This window comes from Magnetospirillum sp. (assembly GCA_027532905.1).
Classification (GTDB): Bacteria; Pseudomonadota; Alphaproteobacteria; order CACIAM-22H2; family CACIAM-22H2; genus Tagaea.
This window is the reverse complement of sequence record JAPZUA010000004.1, coordinates 355,143-378,406: the sequence shown is the minus strand read 5'-3', so window position 1 is coordinate 378,406 and position 23,264 is coordinate 355,143. Positions and strand designations below refer to the sequence as shown.

Annotated in this window: 24 protein-coding genes; 21 read left to right on the top strand and 3 right to left on the bottom strand. The window is 64.3% G+C overall.

The window, feature by feature from the left end; all coding sequences use genetic code 11:
• Positions 1-69: 69 nt before the first annotated feature.
• Genes O9320_15695 through O9320_15610 form a run of 18 tightly spaced genes read left to right on the top strand, consistent with a single transcriptional unit; the run spans position 70 to position 16,334 of the window.
• Positions 70-354, top strand: a complete 285-nt coding sequence (locus O9320_15695; GenBank protein ID MCZ8312289.1) for a UxaA family hydrolase — start codon at positions 70-72, stop codon at positions 352-354.
• A gap of 41 nt (positions 355-395) precedes the next feature.
• Positions 396-1,604, top strand: a complete 1,209-nt coding sequence (locus O9320_15690; GenBank protein ID MCZ8312288.1) for a UxaA family hydrolase — start codon at positions 396-398, stop codon at positions 1,602-1,604.
• Positions 1,605-1,618: 14 nt separating this feature from the next.
• Positions 1,619-2,329 (top strand): succinate dehydrogenase/fumarate reductase iron-sulfur subunit, encoded by a 711-nt coding sequence (locus tag O9320_15685; protein ID MCZ8312287.1) that lies wholly within the window; start codon positions 1,619-1,621, stop codon positions 2,327-2,329.
• Positions 2,326-2,667 carry a succinate dehydrogenase gene (locus O9320_15680; GenBank protein ID MCZ8312286.1) on the top strand — a complete coding sequence of 114 codons (342 nt, stop codon included), beginning with the start codon at positions 2,326-2,328 and terminating at the stop codon, positions 2,665-2,667. Before O9320_15685 ends, O9320_15680 begins: the two co-directional genes overlap by 4 nt.
• Positions 2,664-3,011, top strand: a complete 348-nt coding sequence (gene sdhC, locus O9320_15675) for a succinate dehydrogenase, cytochrome b556 subunit (protein ID MCZ8312285.1) — start codon at positions 2,664-2,666, stop codon at positions 3,009-3,011. Before O9320_15680 ends, sdhC begins: the two co-directional genes overlap by 4 nt.
• The gene (locus O9320_15670; GenBank protein MCZ8312284.1) at positions 3,012-3,737 is read left to right on the top strand and encodes a sulfite exporter TauE/SafE family protein; all 726 of its coding nucleotides are present in this window, start codon (positions 3,012-3,014) and stop codon (positions 3,735-3,737) included. It begins immediately after the preceding gene.
• A 48-nt stretch (positions 3,738-3,785) separates the two neighbouring features.
• Positions 3,786-4,805, top strand: coding sequence for an ABC transporter substrate-binding protein (locus O9320_15665; protein ID MCZ8312283.1), 1,020 nt, complete (start codon positions 3,786-3,788; stop codon positions 4,803-4,805).
• Between the two features lie 6 nt (positions 4,806-4,811).
• On the top strand, positions 4,812-5,603 hold the full coding sequence (locus tag O9320_15660; protein MCZ8312282.1) for an ABC transporter ATP-binding protein: 792 nt from the start codon (positions 4,812-4,814) through the stop codon (positions 5,601-5,603).
• Entirely contained in the window at positions 5,596-6,477 is an 882-nt protein-coding gene (locus O9320_15655; GenBank protein MCZ8312281.1) for an ABC transporter permease, read from the top strand. Before O9320_15660 ends, O9320_15655 begins: the two co-directional genes overlap by 8 nt.
• On the top strand, positions 6,474-7,358 hold the full coding sequence (locus tag O9320_15650) for a fumarate hydratase (protein MCZ8312280.1): 885 nt from the start codon (positions 6,474-6,476) through the stop codon (positions 7,356-7,358). Before O9320_15655 ends, O9320_15650 begins: the two co-directional genes overlap by 4 nt.
• A 5-nt stretch (positions 7,359-7,363) precedes the next feature.
• Positions 7,364-7,975, top strand: a complete 612-nt coding sequence (locus O9320_15645) for a fumarate hydratase C-terminal domain-containing protein (GenBank protein MCZ8312279.1) — start codon at positions 7,364-7,366, stop codon at positions 7,973-7,975.
• Positions 7,972-9,696, top strand: a complete 1,725-nt coding sequence (locus tag O9320_15640) for an FAD-binding protein (protein ID MCZ8312278.1) — start codon at positions 7,972-7,974, stop codon at positions 9,694-9,696. The genes O9320_15645 and O9320_15640 overlap by 4 nt, the downstream gene beginning before the upstream one ends.
• On the top strand, positions 9,693-11,297 hold the full coding sequence (locus O9320_15635) for a thiamine pyrophosphate-binding protein (GenBank protein ID MCZ8312277.1): 1,605 nt from the start codon (positions 9,693-9,695) through the stop codon (positions 11,295-11,297). Before O9320_15640 ends, O9320_15635 begins: the two co-directional genes overlap by 4 nt.
• A 1-nt stretch (position 11,298) precedes the next feature.
• Positions 11,299-12,249 (top strand): hydroxyacid dehydrogenase, encoded by a 951-nt coding sequence (locus O9320_15630; protein ID MCZ8312276.1) that lies wholly within the window; start codon positions 11,299-11,301, stop codon positions 12,247-12,249.
• Complete coding sequence (locus O9320_15625; GenBank protein ID MCZ8312275.1) at positions 12,246-13,250, top strand: Ldh family oxidoreductase; 1,005 nt, start codon at positions 12,246-12,248, stop codon at positions 13,248-13,250. Before O9320_15630 ends, O9320_15625 begins: the two co-directional genes overlap by 4 nt.
• On the top strand, positions 13,247-14,407 hold the full coding sequence (locus O9320_15620; protein ID MCZ8312274.1) for an acyl-CoA/acyl-ACP dehydrogenase: 1,161 nt from the start codon (positions 13,247-13,249) through the stop codon (positions 14,405-14,407). The genes O9320_15625 and O9320_15620 overlap by 4 nt, the downstream gene beginning before the upstream one ends.
• Positions 14,407-15,537 (top strand): CaiB/BaiF CoA-transferase family protein, encoded by a 1,131-nt coding sequence (locus tag O9320_15615; GenBank protein ID MCZ8312273.1) that lies wholly within the window; start codon positions 14,407-14,409, stop codon positions 15,535-15,537. The genes O9320_15620 and O9320_15615 overlap by 1 nt, the downstream gene beginning before the upstream one ends.
• Positions 15,534-16,334: a MaoC family dehydratase N-terminal domain-containing protein gene (locus O9320_15610; protein ID MCZ8312272.1), complete on the top strand. Its 801-nt coding sequence runs from the start codon at positions 15,534-15,536 to the stop codon at positions 16,332-16,334. The genes O9320_15615 and O9320_15610 overlap by 4 nt, the downstream gene beginning before the upstream one ends.
• 9 nt (positions 16,335-16,343) lie before the next feature.
• Here the strand turns inward: O9320_15610 and O9320_15605 are convergent, their stop codons facing one another.
• From O9320_15605 to O9320_15595, 3 genes are all read right to left on the bottom strand, one after another.
• A complete protein-coding gene (locus tag O9320_15605) occupies positions 16,344-17,138 on the bottom strand; it encodes a hypothetical protein (GenBank protein MCZ8312271.1) in 795 nt (264 codons plus the stop codon).
• A gap of 9 nt (positions 17,139-17,147) precedes the next feature.
• Positions 17,148-18,779 carry a hypothetical protein gene (locus tag O9320_15600; GenBank protein ID MCZ8312270.1) on the bottom strand — a complete coding sequence of 544 codons (1,632 nt, stop codon included), beginning with the start codon at positions 18,777-18,779 and terminating at the stop codon, positions 17,148-17,150.
• Positions 18,780-19,093: 314 nt separating this feature from the next.
• The gene (locus O9320_15595; GenBank protein MCZ8312269.1) at positions 19,094-19,462 is read right to left on the bottom strand and encodes a hypothetical protein; all 369 of its coding nucleotides are present in this window, start codon (positions 19,460-19,462) and stop codon (positions 19,094-19,096) included.
• A gap of 197 nt (positions 19,463-19,659) precedes the next feature.
• Between O9320_15595 and O9320_15590 the strand changes: the two genes are divergently transcribed.
• From O9320_15590 to cobT, 3 genes are all read left to right on the top strand, one after another.
• A complete protein-coding gene (locus O9320_15590) occupies positions 19,660-20,277 on the top strand; it encodes a J domain-containing protein (protein ID MCZ8312268.1) in 618 nt (205 codons plus the stop codon).
• 83 nt (positions 20,278-20,360) lie between these two features.
• Positions 20,361-21,377 carry a cobaltochelatase subunit CobS gene (gene cobS / locus O9320_15585; protein MCZ8312267.1) on the top strand — a complete coding sequence of 339 codons (1,017 nt, stop codon included), beginning with the start codon at positions 20,361-20,363 and terminating at the stop codon, positions 21,375-21,377.
• A gap of 19 nt (positions 21,378-21,396) precedes the next feature.
• Entirely contained in the window at positions 21,397-23,262 is a 1,866-nt protein-coding gene (gene cobT / locus O9320_15580; protein MCZ8312266.1) for a cobaltochelatase subunit CobT, read from the top strand.
• The last annotated feature ends 2 nt before the right edge of the window (positions 23,263-23,264 follow it).

Genomic DNA, 23,264 nt, shown 5'->3' with positions numbered 1-23,264 from the left:
AACGCCGGGCGCCCTAGCGTTCGCAACCATCTCGGAAAAACCAAAAGCAACAGCATCAAGGGGAGGGACATGGCGACCCAATTCATCGTCCACGACAAAAAAGACACGGTCGGCGTGATCGTCGTCGAAGACGTCAAGCCCGGCGCCACGCTCGAAGGCTGGCTCATGGAAGGCGACGGCACGGTCAAGCTCAAGGCACTCAAAGCCATTCCGCTCGGCCACAAGATCGCCCTCGTCGATCTCAAGAAGGGCGATACGGTCCTCAAATACGGGCACGATATCGGCCGCATCGTGGCGGACGCCAAAAAAGGCGACCATGTCCATGTCCACAACATGAAGACCAAGCGCTGGTAAGCGTGCCCTTAAGCGAATCGACGAACAATAAGGAGCGGCCCATGGCCAAAGCCCCAGCTATCATCAAAAAGCGCACGCGTTCGGTCGGCAAACTGCCCTTCATGGGCTATCGCCGCGAGAACGGTCGTGTCGGCATCCGCAACCACGTCATCGTGCTGCCGCTCGACGATCTGTCGAACTCGGCCGCCGAGGCGGTCGCCAACAACATCAAGGGCACGATGGCGCTGCCGCACGCCTATGGGCGTCTGCAGTTCGGCGAGGATCTTGCCCTGCATTTCCGCACGCTCATCGGCACGGGCTGCAACGCCAACGTCGCCGCCGTGGTCGTGATCGGCATCGAGCCCGGCTGGACCGCGCGCGTCGTGGACGGCATTGCCAAGACCGGCAAGCCCGTTCAGGGCTTCGCGATCGAAGGCAACGGCGATCTCAAAACCATCGAAGCGGCCAGCCGCGTTGCCCAGCAATTCGTGATGTGGGCGACGGAAAAGCAGCGCGAGGAATGCACGATCGACGAGCTTTGGGTTTCGACCAAGTGCGGCGAATCCGACACGACGTCGGGCCTTGCCTCGTGCCCGACGGTCGGCAACCTCATCGACAAGATCGATCCGATGGGGGCCACCACCTGCTTCGGCGAGACGTCCGAGCTCACGGGTGCCGAGACCGAAATGGTCAAGCGCGCGCTCAACAAAAACGTCGCCGATAAGTTCATGGGCGTGTTCAACGCCTACCAAGGCATGATCGAGCGCTACAAGACCGACGATCTGTCGGACTCGCAGCCGACCAAGGGCAACATTGCGGGCGGCCTCACGACGATCGAGGAAAAGGCCTTCGGCAATTTCCAGAAGATCGGCCACAAGACCAAATACGTGGACGTGCTGGGCCCGGCCGAAATGCCGGCCAAGGGCAAGGGTCTCTACTTCATGGATACGTCGTCGGCGGCCGCCGAATGCGTGACCCTGCAAGCGGCAGCGGGCTTCGTCGTGCACCTGTTCCCGACCGGCCAGGGCAACGTGATCGGTAACCCGATCGAGCCCGTGATCAAGCTCACGGCCAATCCGAAGACCGCGCGCCTGATGCCCGAGCATATCGACCTCGACGTGTCGGGCATCCTGCGCCGCGAGATGGATCTCGACGAGGCGGGCGACCGCCTCATCGACGTGATGATCCGCGTGTGCAACGGCCGCTACACCTGCGCCGAAGCTTTGGGCCATCGCGAGTTCGTGATGACCAAGCTCTACCAAAGCGCCTAAGGCGGTACGGGCGGTTGGGCACGATCGAAGTCCGCGTTTGGCGGGGTACGGCGGAGGGCAGCTACCAGTCCTTCGCCGTCCCCCGCCGTGCGAACCAAACCGTGCTCGATCTCGTCACCTACATCCAGCGCACGCTCGATCCCACGCTGTCCTACCGCTTCGCGTGCCGCGTGGGCATGTGCGGCAGCTGTGCGATGACCGTGAACGGCAAGCCGCGCTGGACCTGTCGCACGCACGTGGCAAAACTTGAAGACGATGTCTTGACGATCGAGCCGCTCAAGAATCTGCCCATCGTCAAAGATCTCGTCGCCGACCTCGCGCCGTTCTTTGACAAATGGGCCAAGGCCGAAGGCAGTTTCAAACCGACGGCCGCACCCGGCAGTGATTTTGTCGCGGTACGCCCCGACACGGCAGCACGCGTTGCCGCCGATGCGGGCATCGAATGCATCGGCTGTGCGGTGTGCTATTCGGCTTGCGACGTGGCCGCGTGGAACCCCGATTACCTGGGGCCGGCTGCGCTCAACCGCGCGTGGACCTTGCAGAACGACGTGCGCGACGGCGGCAAGCAGGCGCGCCTTGCGGCGGTGGCGGGCGATGCGGGCTGCCATGCCTGCCACACGCAGCAATCCTGCCGCGCCCATTGCCCCAAAGGACTCAATCCGAGTGCCGCGATCGCAGGCCTCAAGCGGGCGGCCTTGGGCGCTTTGCTGAAGGGCGAATTGTGAGGCGCACGCGTTTCGAGGTCGCTCTATGGGCGCTGCAGCGCGCGAGTGCGGCCGTGTTGGCCTTGTGTGTCGCGGCGCATCTGGCGACGAACATCTATGCCGTGCAAGGCGGGCTCAGTGCCGCCGAAATCCTCGGCCGCACGCGCGGCTCGGTCGCGTTGGCGCTTTTCTACGGCCTGTTCGTCGCAGCCGTTGCCGTGCACGCACCCATCGGCTTGCGCACAATCTTGCGCGAAACGCTCGGCTGGCAGGGGCGCGCACTCGATGCGGCCCTTGCGGCGTTCGCGTGTTTCCTCGCTTGGTTCGGCTGGCGCGCTGTCGCAGGGCTCGTTGCATGAGCCGCAGCGCCTATCGCAATCATCCGACCTGGTGGGCCTTTGCGATCCATCGGGTCTCGGGTGTGGCGCTGGCGGCGTTTCTGCCTGCGCATTTTTGGGCCTTGGGACTGGCGCTCGAGAGCGAAGCAGCCCTCGACAGCCTGCTCGCATGGACCGCCCATCCGGCCCTCAAGCTCGTCGAGACCGGATTGGTGGTGCTGCTCGCCGCCCATCTCGCGGGGGGTTTGCGCGTGATGGCGATCGAGTTTCTGGCCTGGAATGCCGGCCAGAAAAACGCCGTCGCCTTGTCCGCGTTTTTTGCACTCGCAGCAGGGCTGCTGTTTTTGCTGAACGCCGTCGCCTGAATGGAGATCGCGGGCGATTTGTGGCTGGTTGCGGGCGCCTTCGTTGCCGCCTTCGCCTCGGGCCTTGCCGGCTTTGCATTTGCGCTGGTTGCCTCGGCCACGTTCCTGCATTTTCGCGATCCCATCGACGCCACGCCGCTGGTGCTTGCGGCAAGCCTGCTCGCGCAGTGTTTTTCGATCTGGTCGCTGCGCGCTGGCCTCGATTGGCGGCGCCTTTCTCCCTTTTTGGTCGGCGGTATCATCGGCATTCCGCTCGGGATCGCCTTGCTGAATCTCGTTCCGGCCGAACCGCTTAAACAGGCGATCGGCATATTCCTGATCGCTTATGCGAGCTTGCGCCTTTTGGCGGGCGAACTGCGCCCGATCGCGGCGGGCGGGCGCATGCTCGACGGGTTCGTGGGCTTTATCGGCGGTACGATGGGCGGGCTTGCCGGGCTTTCGGGTGCGGTGCCCACGATTTGGGCGGGCTTGCGCGGTTGGCCCAAAGACGCGCAGCGTGCCGTCTACCAGCCCTATATTCTGGCGATGCAGGCGGCAGCCTTGCTCGCCCTTTTGAGCCAGGATGCGATCGGCCCCCAGGCGGTCGCCGATTTCTGGCTGTGCCTGCCGGCCGTCGCACTCGGCGTTTGGCTCGGCCTTAAATTTTATCGAAGGATCGACGACAAACAATTCAGCAATATCGTGCTTGCCTTGCTGCTAGCGTCGGGCGTGGGTTTGGTGCTGTAATTGGCCCAACAAGAAGACTTCGTTTCGCCAAAAGGGGGAGACAACGCCATGAAGCCGATCATGCCTGCTCGCCGTGCCGTGTTGCTGGGTGCCGCGTCGCTCGTCGCCGCACCCAAAATCTTGCGCGCCCAAAGCGAGGTGCGCGAGGTGCGCATCGCCAAACAATTCGGGATCTCCTATCTGCCGCTAATGGTGATGGAAGACCAGAATCTGATCGAGAAGCACGCGCGCGCCGCGGGCCTCGAGGTCAAAACAAACTGGCTGCAGTTTTCAGGCGGTGCCCCCATCAACGACGCGCTGATTTCCGGCAGCCTTGAATTCGCGGGCGGCGGCGTGGGGCCGATGATCGTGTTGTGGGCGCGCACCAAGGGCAGCCTCAATGTGCGGGGCGTGGGATCGCTCAATTCGCTGCCGCTCTATCTCAACACGGTCAATCCGGCCGTGAAGACGGTTCGCGACTTCACCGACAAGGACCGCATCGGCCTGCCGGCGGTGCGCGTGTCGATCCAGGCGATCACGCTGCAGATGGAATGCGAGCGCGTGTTCGGGATGGGCCAGCACGCCAAGCTGGACAACATCACCGTCTCGATGTCGCACCCCGACGCAATGAACGCGATGATGTCGGGCCGCAGCGAGATCACGGCGCATTTTGGCTCGCCGCCGTTCCAGAACCAGCAGCTGCAGGATGCGCGCGTGACGCGCGTGCTGACCAACTACGAAGTGCTGGGCGGGCCCGCCTCGTTCAATTTCATGTGGACGACCGCGCGCGTGCGCGAGCAGAACCCGCGCGTCTATGCGGCGTTCGTGGCCGCACTCGCCGAAGCGCAAGCGCTCATCAACCGCGACAAGAGCCTCGCCGCCGACATCTATGCGCGCGTCGAACGCGGTGCGCCGCCCAAAGAATTTGTGATGCAGCTCCTAAACGATCCGCAGCACGTCTTCACGACCGTGCCCAACAACACGATGAAATACGCGACCTTCATGGCGCGCACCGGCACGATCCGCGAAGCACCCGCCGACTGGAAGGACATGTTCTTCCCCGAACTGCACGCAGCACAAGGGTCCTGAACGCCCATGTCCGAACCGCTCCTGAAGGTCGGTGGCGTCACGCTGCAGTACAAGACCGCCGAACATCTCGTGACGGCGACGTGGCGCGTGAGCTTTGCGGTCGAGCGCGGCGACCGCTTCGTGCTGTTGGGGCCGTCGGGCTGCGGCAAATCCACGCTGCTCAAAGGGGTGGCGGGCTTCATGCAGCCGGTCGAAGGGCGCATCGCGCTCAACGGCCGCGAGGTGAAAGCGCCCGGCCCCGACCGCATGATGGTGTTCCAGGAATTCGACCAGCTGCTGCCCTGGAAGACCGTGCACCAGAACGTGATGTTCCCGATGCTGTGTGCCGGCAAATGGAACCGGGCCCAGGCGGCCGAGCGCGCGCGCGACTTCATCGCCAAGGTCAATCTCACGAAATTCATCGATGTCTATCCGCACATGCTGTCGGGCGGCATGAAGCAGCGCGTGGCCATCGCGCGCGCGATGGCGATGGAGCCGGATATTCTGCTGATGGACGAACCCTACGCGGCGCTGGACGCACTCACGCGGCGCAAGATGCAAGAAGAGCTGCTCGAATTGTGGGACGACGTGCGCTTCACGGTGCTGTTCGTCACGCATTCGATCGAAGAAGCGATCGTCGTCGGCAGCCGCATCCTCGTGCTGTCGCCGCATCCGGGCCGCGTGAAGGCCGAGCTCAACTGCCACCAGTTCGACCATACGACGCAAGGCGGGGTCGAGTTCCAAGCGCTGCAGCGCCGCATCCACGACATGCTGTTTGCCGAAGCGGTCGAACCCGTGGAGGCCGACGCGCATGGGTAAAGCCGACAAGATCGCGCCGCATGTGCGCCCCGAATACGAAGTGACGGACGTTGCCGCCGCGCAGTTCGGCGAGGTGCAACGCCCGCTGTCGATGTTCGAGCGCATCTGGAACGTGACCGGCGTGCGGCGGTTTGTGGTCGTTGCGAGTTTGGCGATCGCGTGGGAACTCTATGCGCGTTACCTCAACAATCCGCTGATGTTCCCGCCTTTCAGCGAAGTGGTCGAGGCGTTCTACCTGGCCTTCGCCAAAGGCCCGCTGTTCGGGCGCATGCTCACCACCTTGCAGGTGCTGCTGATCGGCTACGGATGCGGCCTCGCCCTTGCGGCTGTGTTCACTACGCTCGCGGTCTCCACGCGCTTCGGCAACGATCTGCTCTCCACGCTCACGGCCATGTTCAACCCGCTGCCGGCGATCGCTTTGCTGCCGCTTGCGTTGCTGTGGTTCGGGCTCGGCCTTCCCTCGCTCGTGTTCGTGATCGTGCATTCGGTCCTTTGGGCAGTCGCGCTCAACACGCATACGGGCTTCAAATCGGTCAGCGACACGCTGCGCATGGCGGGGCAGAATTACGGCCTCACCGGCGTACGCTACGTGATGGCGATCCTGATCCCGGCTGCGTTCCCGTCGATCCTGGCGGGGCTCAAGATCGGCTGGGCGTTCGCCTGGCGCACGCTGATCGCGGCCGAACTGGTATTCGGCGTGTCGGCGCGCTCGGGCGGGCTCGGCTGGTATATTTTCGAGAACCGCAATCTGCTTGAGACCGCCAACGTGTTCGCAGGCCTGCTCACCGTCATCGTGATCGGGCTGTTCGTCGAGGGCGTCATCTTCCGCGCCATCGAAGCGCGCACGGTGCGCCGCTGGGGCATGCAGCGGTGAGCGCGTTCGCCGTCGATATTGCCGCGATCGAAGAGGCGGCGAAGTATCTCTATATCCGCGCGCTCAAAGTGCTGCCCGACGACATCAAAGCCGGTTTCACGAAACTCGACGCGGCCGAAACCGGCCACACGGCCAAAGCCGTGCTCGCGACGATGATCGAGAATATCGGCGTGGCCGAGCGCACCGACAATCTTCTGTGCCAAGACACCGGCATTCCGATCTTCAATGTCGAGATCGGCCAGGAGGTGGCGATCGACGGCTTCGCGCTCAAAGAGGCGATCGGGCGCGGCGTTGCCCGCGCTACGCGCGAATATCCGCTGCGCTCGTCGGTCGTGCACCCGCTGAGCCGCGTCAATCTGCATACGTCGTCGGGCATTCGCGTGCCGGTGATCCATATCGATTTCGTGGATCGGCCGCGCACGCTGCGCCTCGAAATGATCCCGAAAGGCTCGGGCTCGGAGAACGGCTCGTTCCTCAAAATGCTGATCCCGGCCGACGGGATCGACGGCATCAAGACGTTCGTGATCGACCGCGTGATGGAAGCGGGCGGCAAGGTCTGTCCGCCGACCATCGTGGGAGTCGGCATCGGGGGCACGTCGGATCTGTGCATGCACATCGCCAAGATCGCGGCCACGCGCCCGCTTGGCTCGGTGTGCAGCGATCCCGAAGGGGCCAAGCTCGAGAAGCTGCTGTCGGCGGCCGTCAACACGCTGGGCATCGGGCCGCAAGGGCTCGGCGGCGATTCGACGGCCTTTGCCGTGCATGTCGAAACGGCGGCAACGCACATCACGATGAATCCCGTGGCCGTCAACATCCAATGCCATTCCGCGCGCCGGGCGAGTGCGACCTTCTCGCCCGACGGGCTCGCGATCGGGTTCTAGCCGCCATGGCCCATCACACGCTGCCCATGCCCGCAAGCGAAGCCGATATCCGCAGATTGCGCGCGGGCGATACGGTCACGCTCGAAAGCGATCTTTTCGGCATCCGCGACGCGACGCAGATCCACATGTTCGACCGCGGCCGGCGCACGCGCTTCGATTTGCGCGGCCATGCCGTGATCCACACGGCCCCCAACGTGCGCAAAGTGCCGATCTCGAACGAAGCGCCCGCGGGCTACGCGCCCGTGTGCGTCGGCACCACCACGTCCGACCGCATGGAGCGCTTTACGCGGCCTTTGATGGCCGAATACGGCGTGCGCATCGTCGTGGGCAAAGGCGGTTTGCGCGAAGCTTCGCTTGCCGCATTCGCCGAGCTTGGCGGGGTCTATCTTGCGATCATCGGCGGCACGGCCGCCCTCGAGACGACGTGGATCGAGCGCATCGTCGACGTCGATTTCGACGATCTCAATCCCGAGAGCCTGTGGCATTTCAAGATCAAGGGATTCGGGCCGCTCTTGGTCGCGATGGACAGCCACGGCAACTCGCTTTACGACACGGTGCGCGCCACGGCCGAAGATCGGCGTGCGGCGGCCTTGGCGGCACTCGGGGTGAAAGCGTGAAGCGCATCGACACCGACATTTTGATCCTGGGTGCAGGCGGGGCCGGGCTGTTTGCGGCCTTGCATGCGCACAAGGCCAATCCTGCGCTCGACATAACGATCGCGGTCAAGGGCCTGCTCGGCAAGAGCGGGTGCACGCGCATGGTCCAGGGCGGCTACAACGTCGCGCTCGCCAAAGGCGACAGTGCCGTGCGCCATTTCATGGACACGATCGAGGGCGGCAAATGGCTCAACGACCAGGATCTCGCCTGGCTGCTGGTGCACGAAGCGCAAGTGCGCATCCGCGAGCTCGAGAATGAGCTCGGCTGTTTCTTCGACCGCAATCCCGACGGCACCGTGCACCAGAAGGCCTTTGCCGGCCAAACCTTCGACCGCACGGTGCACAAGGGCGATTTGACCGGCATCGAGATCGTCAATCGCTTGGCGGAACAGGTTTGGGCGCGCGGCATTGCAAGGCTTGAAGAACACCGCGCATTGGCGCTTGTCAAAACACCGGACGGGTCGGCCTTGTCCGGCGTATTGATGCTGGACATGCGCGCAGGATCCTTCGTGTTCGTGCGCGCGAAAGCCGTGCTGCTCGCCACCGGCGGCGGCCCGACCATGTATAAATACCACACACCCTCGGGCGACAAAGCCTGCGACGGCATGGCGATGGCGCTGCGCGCGGGGCTGCCGTTGCGCGACATGGAGATGGTGCAGTTCCACCCGACGGGGCTGCTGGCCGGGCCCGACACCCGCATGACCGGCACCGTGCTCGAAGAAGGTTTGCGCGGTGCGGGCGGTTGGCTCACGGACCGCGACGGCAGGCGCTTTATGGCCGAATACGATCCCAAGGCCGAGCGCGCCACGCGCGACGTGGTGAGCCGGGCGATCTTCGACACGATCGCCAAAGGGCGCGGTACGGATCTGGGCGGTGTCTATCTCGAGATGCGCCATCTCGGCCCCGCAAATGTGCGCCGCCAATTCAAAGGCATGGTCGAGCGCTGTGCCGATTGCGGCTTCGACCTCGCGGGCGACCGCGTCGAGGTCGTGCCCACGGCGCACTACATGATGGGCGGTTTGCCGTTCGCACCCGACTGCACGACCGCACTGCCGGGCCTGTTCGCGGCCGGCGAAGACACGGGCGGCGTGCATGGTGCCAACCGCCTTGGCGGCAACGGTGTCGCGAACTCGACTGTGTTCGGCGGGCTTGCCGGTGCAAGCATGGCGAAATACGTGCGCGCAGGGGCCGCGTTGCGCGACGCCGACGAAGCCGCGATCGCGGCCGCGATTGCCGAAGCCGTCGCACCGTTCGGCCGCAAGCCGGTCGACCTCGAAGCGATCCGCGAGAAGCTGTTCGAGACGATGTGGAACGATGTCGGCATCGTGCGCGACGCGCGCGGCCTTGCGCGCGCCGAAACCGCACTCGACGAATTCGATGCAAGCCTCGATGCGGCCGGTGTTGCCGACGGCGACCGCGCGTTCAATCTCACCTGGGCCGATTGGCTCAATCTCAAAAATCTCGTCGCCGTGTCGAAAACGATCCGTGCCGCCGCCGCCGCACGCGACGACAGCCGGGGTGCCCATTTCCGCGCCGACCACCCGGCAGCGGGCGATCTTGCCGCTTCGCGCTATACGCTTGCGACACTCGCGGGCGGCCGCGCGCAAGTGACGACTTCCCCCGTCGCCTTCACGCGCGTGCGGCCGGGCCAAACCTTACTCGAAGCCGAGGCTGCAGAATGAAAGTCGCCGACCGTCTTGCCCGCACGCTGAAAGCGTGGGGCGCTTCTTTTGCGTTCGGCATTCCCGGCAACGACGTGCTCGAAACGGTGCGCGCCTGCGAAGAGGCTGGCATTCGCTTCGTGCTCGCGAAGTCCGAACCGGCGGCGGCCTTCATGGCCGATGCCGTGGCGCAAATCACCGGCAAGCCGCAAGTGCTGATCCCGGCCCTGGGCCCCGGCATTGCGAACGCAACGGCGGGGCTTGCGGGCGCATTGATGGAACGTTCGCCCATTGCGGTGCTGACCGGCGAGATGGCGACGGCGAACGCGCAGATCTACAACCACCAAGCTTTCGACCACGTTGCACTCGCCACACCGGTCGTCAAATACGCCGCACATCTCAATGCCGCACGCCCCGCCCAGCATCTGGCGCGGGCGCTGGACATTGCGACGAGCTATCCCGCCGGCCCCGTGATGCTGAACGTGCCCGCCGATCTCGGCCGCCAAGACAGCAAAGAGGCGGCCGAGCCGCGCCCTGCGCGGATCGCGCGCACCGGCCTCGCCGATGCGGTCGCCGCCGAATTGCGTGCGAAACTCGCCGCTGCCAAGCGACCGTTGGCGCTCATTGGACGCGGGGCGTTGGCCGAGCGCGTGCCGCAAGCGCTGCAAGCCTTCCTCGAAGCGCGTCACATGCCGTTTTTCGCGACCTACAAAGCCAAGGGTGTGGTTAGCGACAAACATGCTTTGTGCGTGGGTGCTGTCGGCCTGTCGCCGATCGTCGATGCGGCCAATCTCAAACTGCTGGCCGCCGCCGATCTCATCGTCTGCGTCGGTTTCGATCCGATTGAACTGCGCGACGCGTGGGTCGATGCGTGGGGATCGGCGGTCGAAGTCGTGGCGCTCGATTGGGGGCCGCTCAACCACCGCATCTTCCCGCTCGGCCAAGAATGCTACGGCGATTTGCCGACGATGCTGGCGCAATTGACCGCCGCCAGCACGCCTGCCTGGGCGCCCGAGATGCTGGCCGCATGCCGCGCGGACGTGGCGCACATCGTGCGCCCGCGCGAGCCTGCCACAGGCATATCGCCGGCCGCTTTGTTCAAAGCCGTGTCGGATCGCGTGACGCCTTCCTGGCGCATGACGGTCGATGTGGGGGCGCATCGCATCTTGGCAAGCCATGCGATCGCGGCCCAAGCGCCGGGTCAGCTTATGCAGTCGAACGGTTTGTGCTGCATGGGCTATGCCGTACCCGCCGCTATCGGCGCGCAGTTGGCCGATCCGCAAGCGCCGGTCGTGGCCTTGGTCGGCGACGGCTGCATGCTGATGACGCTGGGCGAGTTGCCGCTCGCGGCCGAGCTCGATCTGCCGATCATCGTCGTCGTGCTGAACGACGGCGCCCTGTCGCTGATCAAACTTAAGCAAGCAAAAATGCAGATGGCACAGCGCGCGGTGGATTTCGCAGGCCCGCGCTTCGACCAGGTGGCGCAAGCTTGCGGCGCCGTCGGCGTGCGCGTCGAAAGCCTTGCTGCGTTCGAAGCGGCCTTCGACCAAGCGCTCAAAGCGCGCAAATTCACGGTCATCGACGCAATCGTCGATCCGGCCGAATACATGGAGCAGATGTGACATGACCGACATCGTCGTGACCGAATTCGTGGACCAATGGGCGGTGGACGATCTCGCCCGGGACTATTCCGTGCATTACGATCCCAAGCTCGTCGACAATCTCGACGAATTGGCGCGGCTGGCTGCCGACAGCCCCGCCATCATCGTGCGCAACCGCACCCAAGTGCGCGGCCCCGTGCTGGCCGCAATGAAAAATCTAAAAGTCATCGGCCGCTTGGGCGTGGGTCTCGACAATATCGACATGGACGAATGTGCGCGGCGCGGCATCCAGGTTTTCCCTGCGACCGGGGCCAACACCGTGTCGGTCGCCGAATACGTGATAGCCGCAATCCTCGTGGGCTTGCGCGACGTGTGGAAAGCCAACGACGCCGTACTCGCCGGCAAATGGCCGCGCAACGATCTGATGCTCGGCGAAGCGATGGGCAAGCGCTTGGGCCTCGTCGGCTTCGGCGGCATCGCGCGCGCGGTGGCGAGCCGCGCCAAAGCGCTCGACATGGAAATCGTCGCCTACGATCCGATCTTGAAGCCCGACGATCCGGCGTGGGCGCAATACGGTGTGGCGCGCGTAGCCGACATCGATACGCTGTGCGCCTCGAGCGACGTCGTGTCGCTGCATGTGCCGTTGACGCCGCAGACGCGCAATCTGCTCGATGCCAAGCGCCTCAAGGCGATGAAGCCGACGGCCCTCGTGATCAACACCGCGCGTGGCGGCATCATCGACGAGGCGGCGTTGGCCGCTGCCCTCAAGGCCGGCGCCTTGGGCGGCGCCTTGCTCGACGTATTCGACCAGGAGCCGCTCAAAGCGGGCTCGGTGCTGGAGGGCGTGCCGCGCTTGTGGCTCACGCCGCATATTGCGGGCGTGACGGCCGAGGGCAATGTGCGCGTCTCGTCGGTGACCGTCGCCAATGTGCGCGGCGCTTTGCAGAAACTCGGGATCAAGGGTCGCAAATGAGCGAAACCATCGCCTTGGCCGAAGCGCATCGGATCGCGGTTGCCGCACTCGTTGCCGCGAACACCTCGCCCGCCAATGCCGCTTCGGTCGCCGACGCGTTGATCGCAGCCGAGGCCGATGGGCTGGCGAGCCACGGTCTGTCGCGTGTGGCCGCCTATGCCGATCAAGCCAAAGTAGGCAAAGTCGATGGCCATGCCGTGCCCACATTGACCGCAACGGCCCCCGGCACATTGTTGGTCGACGCGAAAGATGGGTTTGCGTACCCGGCCATAGAAGCGGCGATCGCGCGCGCAGCCGAAATGGCAAAGACCGCCGGCACGGTTGCGGTCGGCATTGCCAACTCGCACCATTTCGGGGCTGCGGGCTTGCATGTCGAAGCGGCGGCCAAGCACGGGCTTGTGGCGTTGCTGTTCGGCAATTCGCCGGCGGCGATCGCACCCTGGGGCGGGTCGAAGCCGCTCTTCGGCACCAACCCGATCGCGTTTGCCTGCCCTCGGCAGGGCCAGCCGCCATTGGTGATCGATCTGTCTTTGTCCAAAGTCGCGCGCGGCAAGATCATGGTCGCAGCGCAGAAGGGCGATGCGATCCCGGAAGGCTGGGCACTCGATCCTTCAGGCCAGCCCACGACCGACGCAAAACAAGCGCTCGCGGGCACGATGCTGCCGCTGGGCGACGCCAAGGGTGCCGCCCTCGTGCTGATGGTCGAATTGCTGTCGGCCGCGTTGACCGCGTCGCATTTCGGTTTCGAGGCGAGCTCGTTTTTCGACGCCAAAGGCCCGCCGCCGCGCGTGGGCCAATTGCTGATGCTGATCGATCCCGCAAGGCTGGCGGGCGCAGCGTTTGCCGCGCGCGTCGAGACGTTGCTGGGGGCGGTGCTCGGCCAGTCGGGCACGCGCCTGCCGGGTGCAAGGCGCCTTGCCTTGCGCGCGAAAGCGGCCAAAGACGGCATCAAAGTGCCGGCCGATCTGCTGGCCGATCTGCGCAAACGGGCAGCGGGATGATTGCGCGACACGACGAAATCCGGGCCAGCGTCCAGGCGCTCTGCCGCGATTTTCCCGGAAGCTATTGGCGCGACCGCGACCGTGCGCGCGAATATCCGACGGCGTTCGTGAAAGCATTGACCGACAGCGGCATGCTGGCGGCCTTGATCCCCGAAGAATACGGCGGTGCGGGTCTGCCGCTCTCGGCCGCCGCCGCGATCCTCGAAGAGATCCATGGCAGCGGCGCCAACGGGGCTGCGTGCCACGCGCAGATGTACACGATGGGCACGATCTTGCGGCACGGCAGCGACGCGCAAAAGCAGCGCTATTTGCCGGGCATCGCGTCGGGCGCCTTGCGCCTGCAGGCCTTCGGCGTGACCGAGCCCGATGCGGGCAGCGATACCTCGGCCATCCGCACCACGGCCGAGCGACGCGGCGACATCTATGTCGTCAACGGCCAAAAAGTGTGGACGAGCCGCGCCGAACATTCGGACCTGATGCTGTTGCTCGCGCGCACGGCACCCAAAGACGCCGCTTCCAAAAACGCAGGGGCCAAAAAGACCGACGGGCTTTCCGTCTTCGTACTCGACATGCGCGGCGCCAAGGGCCTGTCGATCCGGCCGCTGCGCGCGATGCTGAACCACGCGACGACCGAAGTGTTTTTCGACAATGTCGAAATCCCGATCGAAAATCGCATCGGCACTGAGGGAAAAGGCTTTCGCTACATTCTCGACGGCATGAATGCCGAGCGCATTCTGATCGCCGCCGAATGCATCGGCGACGCGCGCTGGTTTGTCGATACGGCGGCGGCTTACGCCAAATCGCGGCGCGTGTTCGGCCGCCCGATAGGCCAGAACCAAGGCGTGCAGTTCCCGATCGCCAAAGCCTATGCCGCGATGCGCAGCGCCGAATTGATGGTGCATGAAGCGATTCGGCGCTACGAGGCGGGCGAACCTTGTGGGGCGGAAGCCAACATGGCCAAGATGCTGGCGGCCGACGCGTCGTGGCAGGCGGGCGAAGCGTGCCTGCAGACGCATGGCGGCTTCGGCTTTGCGGAGGAATACGACGTCGAGCGCAAATTCCGCGAAACGCGGCTCTACCAAGTCGCACCCATCTCGACCAATCTCGTGCTGTCCTACATTGCCGAGCATGTGCTTGGTTTGCCGAGGTCGTTCTGATGCCCACGCCTAAATCAGACGGCGCTCTCGACGGAATTTTTGTACTAGCACTCGAGCAGGCGGTGGCGGCCCCCTATTGCACGTCGCGCTTGGCGGATGCGGGCGCGCGCGTGGTCAAGATCGAGCGGCCCGAAGGCGACTTCGCGCGCGCCTACGATGCGGCCGTCAAGGGCCAGGCGAGCTATTTCGTGTGGCTCAATCGCGGTAAGGAGTCGCTGGTCGCCGACATCAAAAACGCGGATGATGCGGCGCTGCTGCATCGCATGTTGGCCAAGGCCGACGTGTTCGTGCAGAACCTGATGCCGGGAGCCGCCGCACGCGCCGGCTTCGGCAGTGCCGAGTTGCGCAAACTTTATCCCAAGCTCATCTGCGTCGATGTCTCCGGTTACGGGGCCGACGGGCCGTATGCGCAGCGCAAGAGCTACGACATGCTGGTGCAGGCCGAAACGGGTTTGGCCTCGATTACCGGCAGCGCGGATGCGCCCGCACGCGTCGGCGTGTCGGTTTGCGACATTGCGGCCGGCATGTACGCGCACCAAGCGGTTCTCGAAGCCTTGATCCGGCGCGGCCGCACGGGCGAGGGGGCCACGATCGAAGTGTCGCTGTTCGACGGCATGGCCGATTGGATGGCAGTGCCATTGCTGCATTTCGACTATGCCGGCAAAGCGCCCACGCGTGTGGGGCTCAAACATCCGTCCGTCGCCCCCTACAGCGCATTTGCCACGTCGGACGGGGCGGCGATTCTGATCTCGATCCAAAACGATCGCGAATGGCGCGATTTCTGCGCGGGCGTACTCGGCGAAACCTCGCTGCCGCAGTTTGCTACGAACATTCTGCGCGTGACGAATCGCGAAGCACTCGACGCCCACATCGCCGCGTTTTTCGCCAAACACACGCGCGCCGAGCTCGTCGTTTTGCTCGACCGTGCCAAGATCGCGTTCGGCGAGGTCAACGACGTCGAGCACTTCTCGGCTCATCCGCAATTGCGGCGCGTGGCCGTCGAAACGCCGGCGGGGCCCGTCGCACTCCCGGCCCCGCCGCCGATCGTGGACGGCGTGCGCGATCGGAAGTTGCGCGCCGTCCCCGCCTTGGGCCAGCACAACGCCGCCTTGCGCGCGGAGTTCGCATGAACGAGACGGATTGGATCGGCCGCACGGAGACGCGCGAAGCGCAGATCGACGCGACGCGCGTGGCCGAACTTGCCGCCTGTCTCGACCGCGATGCGCCCGCCGATATTCTGCCGCCGGGCTGGCATTGGGCGTTTTTCAATGGGGCCGCCAAGGCTTCGACATTGGGGCCCGACGGGCACCCAGCGCGCGGCGGTTTTCTGCCGCCGATTTCGCTGCAGCGGCGCATGTGGGCGGGCGGGGATCTGCGCTTTCACGCATCCATCCCGGTCGGTGCCGCGGCCACGCGCCGCTCCACGATCCGCAGCGTGGTGCGCAAACGCGGGCGCACCGGCGATCTCGTGTTCGTCGCAGTCGATCATGCGATCGATGTGGACGGCACGCTATGCCTCGAAGAGACGCACGACATCGTCTATCGCGATATCGGCCCGCCGGCGGCTGCGGTACCCGCTCCCATCGACGAAGACTGGGCGCAGGACATGCGCGCCGATGCCGTACTCCTGTTCCGCTATTCGGCCGTCACCTTCAACGGCCATCGCATCCATTACGACCGTGCTTACGCAACGCAAGTCGAAGCCTATCCAGGCCTCATCGTGCACGGGCCGTTGCTGGCAACCTTGCTGCAGGGCTTTGCCGAGCGCGCGAGCGGCGCCAAGCTCAAGCGCTTTGTATTCCGCGGGGCCGCCCCATTGTTCGACGGCGAAGATTTTGCCCTATGCGGCAAGACCGACGGAAATTTCTGGGTACGCGCGTCCGGCGGCCGCCTGATCCAGCAGGCACAGGCGGATTTCGCCGCCTGAAGCCCCGCCTTACCGCCGGTATTTCTCGATGGCGTCGAGCACCCATTTGGGTTTCTTGACGTCGCCCCAAAAATGCTCTGGCACGTCTTCGGGGGGCATGCGCGAGAAAGCCATGCCGAGCTGCGGCAGAACGTTCAAAAAGAGCGCTCGTTTGCGGTCCTGACGGTACCAGTCGATCACCCCGTCGGAAACGTAGTGGGCCTCGCTGCTCCGGAAAAACCGATCGACGCGCCCGATCCCCGCGCGATAGTCCGCAAGCGACTCCCATCGAACTTTGACCATGCGACGGCCGATCTTGCGGGCGAGATTCAATATCTTGGCTTGGCACTTCGCCTCATGTTCGAACTGCCGTCGGTAGGAGCTTTGAATGCTCTGACTTGGCCAAGCCACGACAGGGGGATTGCCGTCGCGCGGCCACCAGCGATCCTCGTAAGATTCCGCCGTCGGCGATCCCATCCAGATTCGAGGCGACCAGTATTGGTCGAAGGTCCAATACAGATTGCCGGAACCGCCCGCCCGTCGAATCCATTTCGGCTCCCAAGTCGGATCCGGGAACAGCATTCGGATGGTTCGCCCCGGGCGCGAGCGATCCAACCGCTCGATGCGCGTCAATGGCGGCTCGGCTTCGCCCGATTCTTCGGAGTTTTTGAGGCCTTCGTAGAAAAAAACATTCGGATAAGCGGCACGCACCGAAAGCTCGAAACGTCGCCAATCCTCGGTGCACCATGCAAAATTTACATGGTGCCCCATATTCGGCGGGACGATCGGCGCAGGCCCTTCCCACATCAGTTTTTTCAGGTCCATGACACAGCCTCAATTTGGCGTATGCCCGGAATCGAGCACAATTTTTTCGATCGTTCGGACGATTCTGTCGGAAGCGGCGCGGGCAATTTTGGCATATTCCGCCCGATCTCCACCTTCCTCGAGCTTGGGAATCGCCTCGGCAAGGCCCCTGTCTCGAACCGCATTCTGGATTGCCTCTATCGCGCGCTGTTCGCGGCTGGTCAAGGTGCCGTCGGCGCGGGTCGAGGCGGTGTTGATATGGCCTTTTGGATACTTGCCGACTTTGTCGTCTTCAACGCCCATCGTTATGTCCGGGCGGCGGGCGCCGTCCGGTGTCTCGATTTCTTTTTCCGGCAAGTAAGCTTCACGCTTTCCATCTATAGACGCACCGCCGAGATGTTTGTAGATATCGGCGACACGAGAAGCTTTCAAGGCCTCGCTGAACTCTTTTGCTGCGATATTTGTGCCATCTACAGTCGAATCTTTGCCGCGATTGTCGATACGGCGGTCGTCATATTCGATATTGAAGACGACATTCGTGATGAGATCGTTGATCTCGGCGCGCACGTCGTCCGGCGCTTGCGGGATGGTTTTGAGCATCTCGCGGTCTGCGTCGGTCAAGTCCGGGAAGCCCGGCAGCGCTTGGATCGGCGGTGCAGGCGTGGTGCCCTGCAGCTTTTCGGACGGCGGGGCGGGCGGGCGACCGGGCAGCGGATCAGACGTGCCACTCGGCGATACGGACGGCGGCGGGCTCGACGGCGCTTGGCCGGGCTTCAGTGTTTCGTCGATCTCCCTCTTTGCGAGTGCGCCGCCGACGATTGCGCCAAGTTCGGGCAACGCCCCCTGGATGATCGTTCGCCCGGCCGCCGCCAGTTGGATGTTAGAACCGCGCCCGCCTTCGTCCGGCTGTGCCGCATCGCCTGCGCGCGCGAGCGCTTGCAACGCCTCGGGGCGCAGCGTGCCGATGGGCGCACTCTGCGGCAGATCGCCGCCGACAAACGCGCGCCGATCGACCGAATTGTCGAGATGGCGAAGGACGGCCGCCACCACGTCCGGCCCTTCGCCGGGTTTGGCCGCATCCCACTGCTCGACGAAGTCGCGTGCCTGCAACACGCCGCGCGCGCCGAAATTCTTGATGTAGGTCGCAAGCATCTCTGGCGCGCCGTCGAAGTTCGTGCGGCTGCGTGTCAGGAACTCGACCCACGATGTATTCGAGCCATGCGTCGCGGGGTCCACAGGCGGATAGTTTTTCGGCTTTTTGAGTTCGATGCGCGGCGGACGCGCCACGAGCAAACCGTCCTGGCCCAACGCATGATGCTGCTCGATCTGCTCTTGCGTGGGGGCTGGAAAGCCCGCAAAGCGGTCGCCGAATTGTTCGCGCATCTTGGTGACGGTGGGGCCGTCGGGTCGCAGCCAACCATCGACCTTGAGACCGTTTCGCTTCTGAAATTTGCGCACGCCATCGTCGAGCGTGTATTGCCCATAGCCGCTCGGGCCGTTGGTGCCGGCGAAATCGAGATCGCCCGCGTCGGCCAGAATGCTTTCGACCTTGAACACATCTCTTCGGCCGTTCATGCGGCCGAGGCCGACGGTGTCGGCAAGATCGAACCAGCTGTCGGCAGTTTCTTCGTCCTCGCGGCGTTTGGTCTCTGGGGCGTACATGGCAAGGCTCCGGCGTTTCGGCGCCGGGCCTTAAAGCCGGGCCGGTTGAAGGGTGCTTTCCGGTATGGAGAGTGAGTTAACTTGAGAACATAATATATACAGAAAATTTAACCTTACAAGGATAATTTATTTAAACGCAGCCGCAGGCCGAAAAACGAGGCCCGAAGGCCCCGTTTTTGGGCACTGTGTCGATGGTGCATGGGGGAGGCGTCGCGCGTCGGTTGGCGCCGCTTCAGAGCGTATTCTTTCAGAATTTCGCAATAGGGTTGTTTCCGCTGGCAGCGGAATTCCGCTCCCGCGAAGAAAATCGCCGCTTAAGCCGCAGCCGTCGCGACGATTTTGCCGGTGTATTCGACCGCAATGGCGGCTTCGGCAGGCGTGCCCTTGGTGCGGATCAGCATGCACAGCCGGTCAGCCACCACGCGCATTTCCTTGGACGATTTGGCCGGCAGCGGAATCTTGCGGTCTTTGCAGAAAATGATCAAAGCGGCGGCGATCGAGGGCGTGTCGAACGTGACCATCTCGGTTTCCCCGCCCTTGTCGGGATCCACCTGGATCGTGACGGTGAGCGCGCTGCGCCCGATCACCACCTTGCGCAAATTGCCTGGCGGAAACGGCGTGCGACGCTGCCTGTTGTATTCGATCAAGGCGCGGCACAGTTCGTTCTGATCGAAGAAAATCAAGCGATACTCGCTTGCCATTTTCGTTGCCGCCCCAAAAATCGCCGTCTCGAAGAAATATGATTGTAGGGCCAAAAAGCCAAAATGGCCAGAGATGCCGAGGTTTTATTGAAATATTGTCGAACTTGCTTGGGATTGCGCTTTCGAGCTGAATTTTGCCGCCCTGTTCTTGTTGAACCGCACATCGTCGGCCATACTCCATGGTTATGGCACGCGCGCGCACCCGCCCCTACGACAGGCCTCAGACCGATCCACGATCGGCGCCGCGTGTCTGCGACCATCCGGGCTGTGCCGAACAGGGCGCTTATCGGGCCCCCAAGGATCGCAAAAAGCTCAACGATTTCTATTGGTTCTGCCTTGCCCATGTGCGCGAATACAATGCCTCCTGGGACTTCTACAAAGGGGTCGATGCCGACACGTTGGAGCGCGAGCGCCGGGCCGACGTGATCGGCCGCCGCCCGACTTGGCCGATGGGGGTCGGCAAACGTGCCCGGGCACCGCTCGGGCGCACCGAAGCGCTCGAAGAGGCGATGCGGCGCTGGTTTGCCGACGGCGAAATCCCGGGATTCGAGGCGCATGCGAAGCCGGAACCCCGCAAACAGCGCCCGGTTGGCCCTGTCGAGGAGGCGCTTTCGCTGCTCGAGCTCGATTGGGATGCCACGTTCGACCAGATAAAGTCTCGATACAAGTCGCTCGTCAAACGCCATCACCCGGACGCAAACGGGGGCGACAAGGCGGCGGAAGAACGTCTAAAATCCATCAATCAGGCCTACACCGTCCTGAAGGCGCAGATCGCAAAACAGACGGCCCGCTCGTAACCCAAGCAGGCCGCCCTATCTTGCTACGCGCCTCGTCCGAATTCGCCCCGTCCGCCTTCGTCCTGTCCGGAGTTGCCAACCACATGTCCCCTGCGATCGCGTCTGCCCCGCTGCATGCCGACCTCCACACCCGCGTGCCCGACATCAAGGTCAAAGTCCGGGAGGTCTTCGGCATTGATTCGGATCTCGAAGTGCCGGCGTTTTCGACCGCCCCCACCGACCATGTGCCGGACCGCGACGACAATTACCGTTTCGACAAGGAAACCACGCTTGCAATCCTGGCGGGCTTCGCCTTCAACCGCCGCGTGATGGTGCAGGGCTATCACGGCACGGGCAAATCGACGCATATCGAGCAGGTCGCCGCCCGCCTCAACTGGCCGTGCATCCGTATCAATCTCGACAGCCATATCAGCCGCATCGATCTCGTCGGGCGCGACGCGATCGTGGTGCGCGACGGCAAGCAGATCACCGAATTCCGCGAAGGGCTGCTGCCCTGGGCGCTGCAGCACCCGGTGGCCCTCGTGTTCGACGAATACGACGCCGGCCGAGCGGACGTGATGTTCGTGATCCAGCGCGTGCTCGAACTCGACGGCAAGCTCACGCTGCTCGACCAGAACCGCGTGCTGCGCCCGCATCCGGCGTTCCGTCTGTTTGCGACGGCCAACACGGTGGGCCTCGGCGACACGACCGGCCTCTATCACGGCACGCAGCAGATCAACCAGGGCCAGATGGACCGCTGGAACATCGTGACCACGCTCAACTATCTGCCGCACGACGAAGAGACGCGCATCGTGCTCGCGAAGTCGCAAGGCTACGACACCAAGGAAGGCCGCGACATCTTGGCCGCCATGGTCGCGCTGGCCGACCTCACGCGCGCAGGCTTCATGGCCGGCGACATTTCGACCGTGATGAGCCCGCGCACGGTCATCACCTGGGCCGAGAATGCGCGCATCTTCGGCGACGTGGCATTCGCGTTCCGGGTCACGTTCCTCAACAAGTGCGACGAGGTCGAACGCCAGACCGTGGCCGAATACTACCAACGCTGCTTCGGCGTCGAATTGCCGGGCGGTGCGGGGCTTGCCGTGCGCAAGGCCGGCTGATCTTGCAGCCGGTCGCCTGATGGCCCAACGCAACAACGAAGGTCCGGTCGAGCGCTTTCGCCAAGCGACGGCAGCCGCCGTGCGCGCCATCGCGGGCGTGCCGGAACTGACCGTCGCTTTCTCGGCCGAGCCCGCCAATCTGCGCGGGACCGAAGCGCTGCTGCCGCAGCCCGCGCGCGATCTGCCGCCGGGCGAAGTCGCGATCGTGCGCGGCGAGGCGGACGCGATCGCCCTCAAGCAGCGCCACCACAATGCCGCCGTGCATGCCAAGCGCCAGCCGCAAGGGGCGATGGGCCGCGCCATCTACGACGCGGTCGAACAAGCGCGCTGCGAGGCACTCGGTGCCCGCTACATGGCGGGCGTCGCCGACAATCTGGGGGCCGCGTTGGACGAGCGCTGCCGCCAGGCGGGTTATGCGCGCATCGCCGACCGCGAGTCCGCACCGCTCGTCGATGCGCTGTCGCTGCTGGCGCGCGAGGCCTTCACCGGTCGCCAACCGCCCGAAGCCGCAAGGCGCATGGTCGATCTGTGGCGCCCGTGGATCGAAACCAAGACAGGTGCCGATCTCGTCGATCTTGCGCGCAGTCTCGACGACCAGGCGGTCTTTGCCGAAACCGCGCGCAAGCTCATCGCCGATCTCGAGCTTGGCGAAGAAGAAGGCCAATCGACCGAGGCCGACGACGACCAGAGCCAAGAGGGCGAAAAGGACGACGACGGCCAGAAATCGGGCGAGGCCGAAGACAGCGGCGACACCTCGCAGGCCGAAGCCATGCAGGGCTCCGAAACCCGCGAAGCCGCCGGCGAAGACGGCGGCGAGGGCGAAGGCGAGGAGCAGGAAGGCGACGACAGCGACGGCATGGGCGAAGACGGGCCCGAGCGGCCAGGCAAGCGCGCGCGTCCGCCGCAGGACGGGCGCAATTCGACCGACCAGCCGATGTACCGCGCCTACACGACCGAGTTCGACGAGATTGTCGAGGCCGACGCTCTTTGCGACGCCGAGGAGCTCACGCGCCTGCGCGCCCATCTCGACCAGCAATTGAGCCATCTGCAGGGCGTTATCGCGCGGCTCGCCAACCGGCTGCAGCGCCGCTTGCTTGCCCGCCAGAGCCGTGCGTGGGAGTTCGACCTCGAAGAAGGCATGCTCGATGCGGCACGCCTTGCGCGCGTCGTCGCCAATCCGGCCTATTCGCTGTCCTACAAGCGCGAACTCGACACAAAATTCCGCGACACGGTCGTCTCGCTGCTGATCGACAATTCGGGCTCGATGCGCGGCCGGCCGATCACGGTTGCCGCCATGTCGGCCGACATTCTGGCGCGCACGCTCGAGCGCTGTGCGGTCAAGGTCGAGATCTTGGGATTCACCACGCGCGCCTGGAAGGGCGGCCAGAGCCGCGAGCGCTGGCTGCAGGGCGGCAAATCGGCCAATCCGGGCCGCCTCAACGATCTGCGCCATATCGTCTACAAGGGGGCGGATGCGCCCTGGCGGCGCGCGCGCAAGTCGCTCGGTCTCATGCTGCGCGAAGGTTTGCTCAAAGAGAATATCGACGGCGAAGCGCTGCTGTGGGCGCATAACCGCCTCATCGCACGTCCCGAGCAGCGCAAGATCCTGATGGTGATTTCAGACGGCGCACCGGTCGACGATTCGACGCTGTCGGTCAATCCCGGCAACTATCTCGAGCGCCATCTGCGCGAAGCCATCGAATACGTCGAAAACCGTTCGCCGGTCGAACTCCTGGCCATCGGCATCGGCCACGACGTGACGCGCTACTACAAACGTGCCGTCACGATCGTCGATGCCGAGCAGCTCGGCGGCACGGTCATGGAAAAACTCGCCGAACTTTTCGAAGAAGACGCAGCCCCGCAAGGCCGCCGCCGCCGCGCTTAACC

Coding starts and splice junctions, on each gene's coding strand:
- O9320_15695 (MCZ8312289.1), top strand. CDS start 70: ATGGCGACCCAATTCATCGTCCACGACAAAAAAGACACGGTCGGCGTG.
- O9320_15690 (MCZ8312288.1), top strand. CDS start 396: ATGGCCAAAGCCCCAGCTATCATCAAAAAGCGCACGCGTTCGGTCGGC.
- sdhC (MCZ8312285.1), top strand. CDS start 2,664: ATGAGCCGCAGCGCCTATCGCAATCATCCGACCTGGTGGGCCTTTGCG.
- O9320_15670 (MCZ8312284.1), top strand. CDS start 3,012: ATGGAGATCGCGGGCGATTTGTGGCTGGTTGCGGGCGCCTTCGTTGCC.
- O9320_15665 (MCZ8312283.1), top strand. CDS start 3,786: ATGAAGCCGATCATGCCTGCTCGCCGTGCCGTGTTGCTGGGTGCCGCG.
- O9320_15660 (MCZ8312282.1), top strand. CDS start 4,812: ATGTCCGAACCGCTCCTGAAGGTCGGTGGCGTCACGCTGCAGTACAAG.
- O9320_15655 (MCZ8312281.1), top strand. CDS start 5,596: ATGGGTAAAGCCGACAAGATCGCGCCGCATGTGCGCCCCGAATACGAA.
- O9320_15645 (MCZ8312279.1), top strand. CDS start 7,364: ATGGCCCATCACACGCTGCCCATGCCCGCAAGCGAAGCCGATATCCGC.
- O9320_15635 (MCZ8312277.1), top strand. CDS start 9,693: ATGAAAGTCGCCGACCGTCTTGCCCGCACGCTGAAAGCGTGGGGCGCT.
- O9320_15630 (MCZ8312276.1), top strand. CDS start 11,299: ATGACCGACATCGTCGTGACCGAATTCGTGGACCAATGGGCGGTGGAC.
- O9320_15625 (MCZ8312275.1), top strand. CDS start 12,246: ATGAGCGAAACCATCGCCTTGGCCGAAGCGCATCGGATCGCGGTTGCC.
- O9320_15620 (MCZ8312274.1), top strand. CDS start 13,247: ATGATTGCGCGACACGACGAAATCCGGGCCAGCGTCCAGGCGCTCTGC.
- O9320_15615 (MCZ8312273.1), top strand. CDS start 14,407: ATGCCCACGCCTAAATCAGACGGCGCTCTCGACGGAATTTTTGTACTA.
- O9320_15610 (MCZ8312272.1), top strand. CDS start 15,534: ATGAACGAGACGGATTGGATCGGCCGCACGGAGACGCGCGAAGCGCAG.
- O9320_15605 (MCZ8312271.1), bottom strand. CDS start 17,138: ATGGACCTGAAAAAACTGATGTGGGAAGGGCCTGCGCCGATCGTCCCG.
- O9320_15600 (MCZ8312270.1), bottom strand. CDS start 18,779: ATGTACGCCCCAGAGACCAAACGCCGCGAGGACGAAGAAACTGCCGAC.
- O9320_15590 (MCZ8312268.1), top strand. CDS start 19,660: ATGGTTATGGCACGCGCGCGCACCCGCCCCTACGACAGGCCTCAGACC.
- cobS (MCZ8312267.1), top strand. CDS start 20,361: ATGTCCCCTGCGATCGCGTCTGCCCCGCTGCATGCCGACCTCCACACC.
- cobT (MCZ8312266.1), top strand. CDS start 21,397: ATGGCCCAACGCAACAACGAAGGTCCGGTCGAGCGCTTTCGCCAAGCG.